This is a genomic window from Paenibacillus sp. 01T422, from assembly GCF_056398785.1.
The window spans coordinates 1-8,921 of the sequence record NZ_JBFTQB010000517.1 but is presented as its reverse complement, the minus strand read 5'-3'; the positions used below and the strand labels follow the sequence as shown (position 1 = coordinate 8,921).

Here is an 8,921-nt window from a genome sequence, read left to right as displayed (position 1 = left end):
GAGCAAGAACTATGTGATGGGTGGAGAAACAATTCGCGCGTTGGATGATATTTCATTACGGATTGATCATGGCGAGTTCGTGGCGATCATGGGACCATCGGGGTCTGGGAAATCTACGCTGATGAACATCTTAGGTTGTTTAGACGTTGCGGACCATGGTGACTATGTGCTGGATGGGAAGGCCATTAATCAGCTCAAGGATGCCCAGCTGGCTGAAATAAGGAACCGAAAAATTGGATTTGTTTTCCAAAGTTTTAACCTGCTGCCACGGCTAAATGCTTATGAAAACGTGGAGCTGCCGCTTATTTACCGGGGCATGAATAAGCGTGAACGGGAGCCACTTGTTATGAAAGCGCTGGAAGCGGTAGATATCGTGGACCGCAGGCGGCATCTGCCTTCGGAGCTGTCTGGTGGGCAGCAGCAGCGCGTTGCAATTGCCCGTACGTTGGCCGGCGATCCGGCGATTATTCTGGCGGATGAGCCGACAGGAGCACTGGATTCGATAACGAGTGTGGACATTTTGGGGATTTTTAAGAGATTGAATGAGCAGGGCAGGACGATTATTTTGATTACGCATGATCATGTTGTTGCACAGCAGGCGAAGCGGGTTGTGCATTTTAGGGATGGGCGACTAAATGAAGTTGGATAGGTGAGAGCCGGGACTCCTATGGGGTTCCGGCTTTTGGTTTTGTGGTTATTAACATTCTATCCGATTCATCCGACTGGAATCTTTATAAACGTTATGATACTAATCATAGCGGCGGATTGATATCGCCCCGCGTACATTGCAAGGCTTATCTTGAATGACTAAAAAGATAAGTGAATCACTTCTATTTCAAGTCTCTGTACTATAAAGGCAACAATGTGAATATAGACAAACGTATTCAGAAAGCTCTTAGGTACATATTAAGCAACTTGCAGAATCAATTTGAAGTTGAAGAGCTGGCAGCTATTGCTGGCTTAACTACCGCGTATTTTGGAACTCTATTTAAGAAATACATGGGGGCATCCGTTAAAGAATATATCAATAGAATGAAAATCAACAATGCTGAAAATATCCTTCTTAGTGGTGAGTTTACCGTTCAGGAAGCTGCTTATAAATGCGGGTTTGAAGATATTTATTATTTCAGTAAACTATTTAAAAAAATAAAGGGTTTCCCCCCCTCCAGAATTCTAATAGAAAATGGCAGATCAGAGCGGCAAGAATTTGAAATTCTAAACAAGTAGAATAAATCGGACTTATTGCGGAATTAACGATAGGTTCTTTTTTCATGTAAAGATATCAAATGGGATTAAAATGAAAAGAACTTCGATTACTCCGAAGTTCTTTTTGATTGCCAGATTGGTATGGCATACAAAATATTTAAAGTTTTTTAAAAAAATATTCTATGTAATTTCTACCTACATTTTAATAAAATTTCTATTAAAAGCGGTTTCATAAGAACGTATAAAATAAGAAGGGATGTGATGATAAACGTTATTGGCAAGCAGTAGCCTATTAACTACTCAAGGAGATGATAACAATGACCTCACGTTTAAAAAAATCACTCAGCGTACTATTGGTATGTGTAACTGCGATGCCGCTGTTCTTCGTGCCAACATCGACTGAGGTATCAGCTGCTTCGGCAGCTAATGACGTGATTGTTAATTTATCGGCAGAAAAACAAGTGATACGCGGATTTGGGGGGATAAACCACCCTGCTTGGATCGGAGATTTGACACCTGCTCAAAGAGAAACAGCTTTTGGTAATGGAGATAATCAGTTGGGTTTTTCTGTTTTGAGGATTTTTATAGATCCAGATAAAAATAATTGGTATAAAGAATTGGAAACAGCTAAAAAAGCGATTGAACGGGGAGCAATTGTGTTTGCATCGCCATGGAATCCTCCAAATGAAATGCTGGAGACTTTCAACCATGGTATGAGCTCAGGCGACGGCACCACATATGAAGCAGAGACGGGAACAACGTTGACCAGTTCCTCAATGGAAAGGATCAATTCAGGTTATAGCGGTTCCGGATATGTCAACTTTCAAGCGGCATCTGATGCAGCCATCCAGTGGGGAAGTATCGGCATTGGCAGCACAGGTACGAAAAATGTAAGAATTCGGTATGCTCTGCAGGAAGGGACAAGCAATCTAGATGTTTATGTGAATGGAACGAAAGTGATTACCAATGTACCCTTTGAAGCAACCGGCAGCCTGTCAACCTGGGGCGAAAAATCCGTTCAGGTTCCTATGAAGATCGGGAACAATACGTTAAAACTGGTAACTACCGGCACAGATGGACCGAATATAGATAATATCAACCTAACTGCCTATGTTGAGAATTCAACAGATAGACGTCTTAAACATGATATGTACGATGAGTATGCGCAGTATCTGAATGAGTTCGATACTTACATGAAGAGCAATGGTGTGGAATTGTATGCAATCTCCGTTCAAAATGAACCTGATTATGCACACGATTGGACGTGGTGGAGCCCTGAAGAAATGCTTCGATTTATGAAAGAAAATGCGGGATCCATTCATAACAGGGTCATTGCACCGGAATCATTTTCTTACGTAAAACAAATGTCAGACCCTATCTTGAACGATCCGGAAGCATTAGCGAATTTGGATATTCTCGGCGCACATACATATGGCACCAATTATAAGGATTTCCCTTATCCGCTTTTTGAACAGAAAGGCGCGGGCAAAGAACTCTGGATGACAGAAGTGTACTATCCCAATAGTGAGAATAACTCAGCGGATCGTTGGCCCGAGGCATTAGGCGTTGTAGAGCATATGTATAATGCCATGGTAGAAGGGAATTTCCAAACATACGTATGGTGGTATATCCGCAGACAATATGGACCGATGAAAGAGGACGGAACGATAAGTAAACGTGGATACATGATGGCCCACTACTCGAAATTTATTCGACCAGGCTATGTAAGGGTTGAAGCTACTAAAAATCCCGATCCGCAGATTTTTACATCTGCCTATAAAGGTAACGATAAAGCGGTTATTGTTGCAGTAAACAAAGGAAATACAGTCGTGAGCCAAAAATTTGTTTTGCAGAACGAGATAGCAACGAACGTAGCTTCATGGTTAACGGACAGCACAAGGAATCTTAATGCCGGAGCCACTATTCATGTAACAAATGGTTCCTTTACGGCCGAACTACCTGCCCAAAGCGTTACAACTTTTGTTGCAGATATCAATACGGGTAACCTAGTACCAACAGCAGCACTTTCAGCAGACAACAGTGTGATGCCAGGGAACAGTTTTACAGTTGGAGTTAGTTTGAACAACTTGGAGAAAAGTGTTTATGCCGAAGACGTTACGTTGACTTATGATACCAATAAATTTGACTATGTAAGTACGGCAGGGGCAAATCATAACATCGAGATTGTTGGAGAGGAGAAAACAACTGCTGGAAAGGTCAGACTCATTGCTGCCAATATCGGAGGCGTAACGGGAGCCAGTACGCCGGCTCTGGATTTGAACTTCAAGGTAAAAGCGGGTGTTCAGGATACGAATGGAACGATTGAAGTTTCCAAGGCTGATCTTGCTGATTCTGATGGATCTGTGATTCTGGCAGCTCTTGGCAGCAAGAGCATATTAATCGGAAGCGTAGTAGTAGGTGTAGACAAGGCAGCTTTGACTACAGCTATTACAAAAGCACAGAGTCTGTATGATGCAGCAATCGTTGGAACACAAACTGGTCAATACCCACAGGCGGCCAAAGATGCTTTCAGCGCTGCGATTAACGCAGCCAAAGTAGTAAAAGACAATGAAAGTGCGACGCAGTTTCAGGTAGACAGTGTCGTAACAGCACTGGGCAGTGCAGTAGATATCTTTAAGGCTGCAGTTATTAAATTGCCTGACCTCAATAAAGATGGAAATATAGATGTAGGTGACCTTGCTATTGCGGCTTATCATTACGGCAAGGATTCCAACAGTGCAGATTGGGAAATGGCTAAGTTAGCAGATTTAAATGGAGATAATAAGATCGATATTATGGATATCGCATATATAGGATCCGAGATACTTGAATAGTATTTCTGTTTGAAGTTGGCAATCTACTGGGAGTTCATGATTCTGAACCAGACTGGGAAAAGTGAAGATCTATGTTCGATTTTAGTATAGAGATTAGAGGGTTTATAGTTGATTACGCTTACAATATGACAACAACTGGTAAGTAAAGTAAAGAGTTGTACATTGTTCACTCCTTTTATGGATTTTATAATGAAAACATATCACAGCAACATCGCAGCAAAATCGAATGGTTAAAGATGACTATACAAAGAATTGAAAGCGTTTTAAATCTGCTTCGATTTTTAGAATAGGTCATATTCATGTTCATCGATAAGGAGCGCGAAATAAAGGCAAGCATTGATAAGTTGAGGCAAAGCGAGCTTGAGAAAATAGAAGTATCCCGTGATAAGTTGTTAAATGATTTGTGCAGCGGTTTTGTCACAACGGTTGAGGCTATTCAGCTTGGCGCGACTTTGTCACTTGATTTGCAAGCGCGTTTTTATGTTGTGGTAATCTCGGATGCTCGTACCTTTGAAGACATGMCAATATTGAACATCGRTGCAGCGAGTCAAATTGAAGATAATCTACTCGGGCAATTTCAACAAGCACTTGGTCGTAAGGAACTGATACAATTTAAGCGAAGTCGCACTGAGATTTGTTGGCTAATTAAAGGGGAGACACTAGAACAAATCCAGTATGAGCTAGAAATTTTCAAAGAAATACTACATATAAATAACGAGCAGGTTCCGACTGCATCGGTTTCGATTGCTATGGGGATTGGCAGCGTACAGGAACGGCTTATGAATATCCACCTCTCGTTTCTGGAAGCTGTTGAGGATATGCACTGGAGGCGGCTATCGAGTCAAAACCGGATCACGCTTTGGGAATCGATCTCAGGATCCATGGAGCAGTACGTTTTCTTGGACCGTGCTTGGTTCGTAAATTTCTTGAAAATGGGATCTCCTTCACAATTATCTTCATTTATTGAGGAATATGCATCGGCGTTGGCCGGCATTAACTGGACAACCTCCCCAATCGGTTATTACATTTTGAATGATTTGACATTGGAGGTATTTCGTTCGGCTAAGGATATGTACCGTCATTGGGATGCGCCTGAGGATACGCTACAGCAATTACAGCAAATTCTCAAAACAGTTCGTTCTACAGAGGAAGCGACTCAATATTTAACCAGCCTTACAAATCAGTTCTGGTCATGGCGTTCCCAAACTAACGACAGATATGGCGAAATGCTCAGGAGTGTTAAGGAATATATTCATGCTAATTACAACAATGATGCTTTTTCTCTTCAAGATGCAGCAGAGCATGTCATGGTGAGTTCCAGTCATTTAAGTAAAGTATTCAGTCAGGAAACAGGTCGCACTTTTATTGAGTACTTGACACATTATCGCATACTTAAAGCAATGGAGCTGTTTAAGACGACATCGTTCAAATCATTCGAGATTGCATTTCTCGTCGGTTATAACGATTCTCATTATTTCACAACTCTCTTTAAACGCATAACCGGGATGACCACCAAGGAGTTTAAGAAATGCGGCAGTTTAGATAGCGCCCTCTTGGTCATGGAGCGGAGCGATGCTGGTGAGCAGTTGATTAAACGGTAATTATGAAGTTTACTTCAAGAAAGGACTCTGGTGAAATCCACCAAAGTCCTTTCTTGATATTTTATTTATTAGCCCATTTACGTTCACTTAATACCTTCTGAAGAAGAATGAATATGCAGAGTTACCTCGCCGGTTAAGAGGGTTCCGCTAATGACGACGGCAGCGATTGCTGGCTACTGGTTTTAGTCAATGAGATTACAATAACTGGGGGCCAGCCTGCTTGCAAAAGCAGTTTTTTGCGTTGCATCTTACTTAGCGGCAAAAGTTTATTTTCATCCGCAAAAAAATTGATTTTTAGCAAAAAGGATAATGGACTTATAACCTAAAAAATGAACTTTTATAAAAAGAAATTACATCGTGCTTGATTAAATACACAGTTATAATGAAGGCAATATTAACTAGGGGAGGCGATAAAATGTTTCCAACTTAGGGGATAATCCACTAAATTTAACGGGAGTACAGGTCGTTCGTTTAAATGGTCAAAAGTTAGCTTTCAGATTGAGCTAGAATGGGAGGGAATTCAAATCCATGTATAAAAAAATGTTTGCATTCTTTTTAGTTCTTACATTAGTAGTAAGTTTTTTACCAGGTTATAGTACTACACAAGCAGCGGAGAGCACAGCAAAAAATCCGTTTATTTGGGCTGATGTACCGGATGTTGACGTCATTAGGGTAAACGATACTTATTATATGACCAGTACTACCATGCACGTGAACCCTGGAGTTCCAGTTATGAAATCAAAAGATCTTGTAAACTGGGAAATTGTCAATTATGTTTACGATGTCTTGGCTTCAAGTGACAAGCAAACGCTTTCTAATGGTCAGAACATATATGGACAGGGTTCATGGGCAAGCAGTATTAGATACAATAACGGTAAGTTTTATGTGGTGTTTGCTTCCAACGATATTGGTAAAACCTATATTTTTCAGACAACGGACATAGAGAAAGGCCCGTGGGAAAAGTATGAACTAGCTGGTGGTGTTTATCATGACATGTCCTTGCTGTTTGATGATGACGGACGTGTATACATGGTTTATGGAGCTGGGACTATTAAAATAATCGAGCTTACAGCAGATGCCACAGCCATTAAAACAGGTGGAATGAATAAAACAATTATTCAAAATGCAAGTACTCCTGGAGGTTCTGGCGGTCTTGGAGCGGAAGGCTCTCACATTTATAAAATAAATGGAAAATATTATATCTTCAATATTTCATGGCCTACAGGGAGTGTTCGTACTGAATTAGTACACAGAGCGGATACGATAGATGGCACTTACGAAGGGAAAATTGCTCTAAGATCCGGGAGTAATTCTAATAGTGCCGGTGTAGCGCAAGGGGGAGTTGTTCAGTCCCCTGATGGGAAGTGGTATGGTGTGTTGTTCCAGGATTATGGATCAGTCGGTCGTATTCCTTACATTGTACCAATGACATGGAGTCAGGATGGATGGCCTGTATTCGGAGATGTCAATGATACGGGGATTCCAGCGGCACTGTCGAAGTCCTGGGTTTCATCTGATACTTTCGACCAGAGAACAGAGAAGGTGGCAGCTTATCACACAGAGGTAGCAAGTGGTGAAAATGACAGTAATGGATCGAACCTCTCACTAGTATGGCAGTGGAACCATAATCCAGATAATAGGTTCTGGTCTCTAACTGAACGCGCAGGGTATCTGAGACTTAAGACTGGAAAAACGAGCACTGATATCTTGAATGCAAGAAATTCACTAACCCAGAGAACCTTTGGACCGGAAAGTTCAGGAACAGTTGCTTTAGATGTTAGCAATATGAAAGATGGAGATTATGCCGGGATTGCGGCATTCCAGAAAAACTACGGATTTGTTGGCGTTAAAATGTCCGGCAATGCGAAATCTGTCGTCATGGTGAATGGCAGTTCAGGTTCGCCGGTGGAATTAGCCAGTATTCCTCTTAATCAAAATACGGTCTACTTAAGGACAGAACTGGACTTTAAGAATAGGACGGATAAAGTTTATTTCTATTTCAGTCTTGACGGTCAGCGTTGGGCTTCTATAGGAAACACACTCCAAATGTCGTATACACTCCCGCATTTTATGGGTTACCGTTTTGCACTATTTAATTTCGCAACGAAGACAACAGGCGGTTATGTTGATTATGATTATTTTAAATTAGATGACAAGTTGTCGGGTTCCAATTTCGATACGAATCTAAAATCGCTTCAATTGAATGGCGTGCAACTGAGCGGATTTAATTCAAGTGTATACACCTACTCCGTAGATCTTCCTGCTGGTTCAGCACCTCCGCAAGTTACTGCTGTTTCAAATGACTCTGACGCAAATGTCACCATTACACAAGCAACTTCTTTACTAGGAAAGGCTACAGTGACTGTAAGCAAGGATGGTCTGCAGACCGTCTATACGATTAATTTTAATACACCAGCCATTGTGGCCATTGAGGCGGAAACGGCTGCAGAAAACTCAGCAAATGCCTACGTACAAGGTATCGCAAATGGCCATACATGGACGCTTGTTGACGGACAGTCTACGAAAGCAATGTTATTTAGCCCGGATGATGGTACGGCTGTTACGACGGGAACTGATGCTGCAAGCCTTGCTGCAGGTTCCAGACTTAACTACAAAATCAACTTCCCAACCACAGGAAGTTACAATGTTTGGTTGCTTACGAAAAGTCATAGCTTTCAAACGGATTCCATCCACGTCGGATTGGATAATCAGTATAAATTTACTTCCAATGGGATTCAGAATGTGAGCAACAGCCAGTTTAGATGGGCTAACCTCAGTAATGGCGGTACGCTTGTGACAGGCGGCACAACGCTAAATATTTCCGCTGGTGAGCATGAACTGAATTTATGGGGAAGGGAATCCGGCTTAATTATTGATCGGATCTACGTAACAACAAGCAATTCAACGGCAGATCCTGCTTGGCCGACTGTTGAGCCGAAAGTAGCTACAGCTGTAATTACAGCAGATAACAGTGTAAAGCCTGGAAGCAGTTTCACAGCAGCAGTTAACCTGAATAACCTGACACAAACGGCTTATGCTCAGGACATTACTCTTTCTTATGATCCCGAAGTCTTTGAATATGTAAGTGCGGTGGGTGCCAATGAGAACATTGTGATCGCCGGCGAGGACAAAGCGACCACGGGGAAAGTTAGACTTATTTCCGCTAATATCGGAGGGATAACTGGCGTCAGTACGCCGATTTTGAATCTTACATTTAAGGTGAAGTCTGGTGTTCATGATACGAGTGGAACGATTGCAGTTAACCAGGCCAAGCTGGCTG

5 protein-coding genes and 2 pseudogenes are annotated in these 8,921 nt (G+C 41.8%); all 7 read left to right on the top strand.

Annotated features, from left to right (window positions below; translation table 11 throughout):
• On the top strand, window positions 1-649 hold a 649-nt coding region (locus AC1DUA_RS24770), incomplete at its 5' end, for an ABC transporter ATP-binding protein (protein ID WP_477502296.1).
• A gap of 215 nt (window positions 650-864) precedes the next feature.
• A complete protein-coding gene (locus tag AC1DUA_RS24765) occupies window positions 865-1,227 on the top strand; it encodes a helix-turn-helix domain-containing protein (RefSeq protein WP_477502295.1) in 363 nt (120 codons plus the stop codon).
• A gap of 296 nt (window positions 1,228-1,523) precedes the next feature.
• Window positions 1,524-1,916, top strand: a pseudogene (locus tag AC1DUA_RS24760) (carbohydrate-binding protein); the annotation flags it as partial.
• Window positions 1,896-3,191 (top strand): annotated as a pseudogene (locus AC1DUA_RS24755) (carbohydrate-binding protein); the annotation flags it as partial. The pseudogenes AC1DUA_RS24760 and AC1DUA_RS24755, both read left to right, overlap by 21 nt.
• Window positions 3,192-3,251: 60 nt before the next feature.
• Window positions 3,252-4,040 carry a cohesin domain-containing protein gene (locus AC1DUA_RS24750; protein ID WP_477502297.1) on the top strand — a complete coding sequence of 263 codons (789 nt, stop codon included), beginning with the start codon at window positions 3,252-3,254 and terminating at the stop codon, window positions 4,038-4,040.
• Between the two features lie 299 nt (window positions 4,041-4,339).
• Window positions 4,340-5,641 (top strand): helix-turn-helix domain-containing protein, encoded by a 1,302-nt coding sequence (locus AC1DUA_RS24745; protein ID WP_477502294.1) that lies wholly within the window; start codon window positions 4,340-4,342, stop codon window positions 5,639-5,641.
• A 528-nt stretch (window positions 5,642-6,169) separates the two neighbouring features.
• Window positions 6,170-8,921: family 43 glycosylhydrolase (locus AC1DUA_RS24740; protein WP_477502293.1), on the top strand; the 2,752-nt coding region annotated here is incomplete at its 3' end.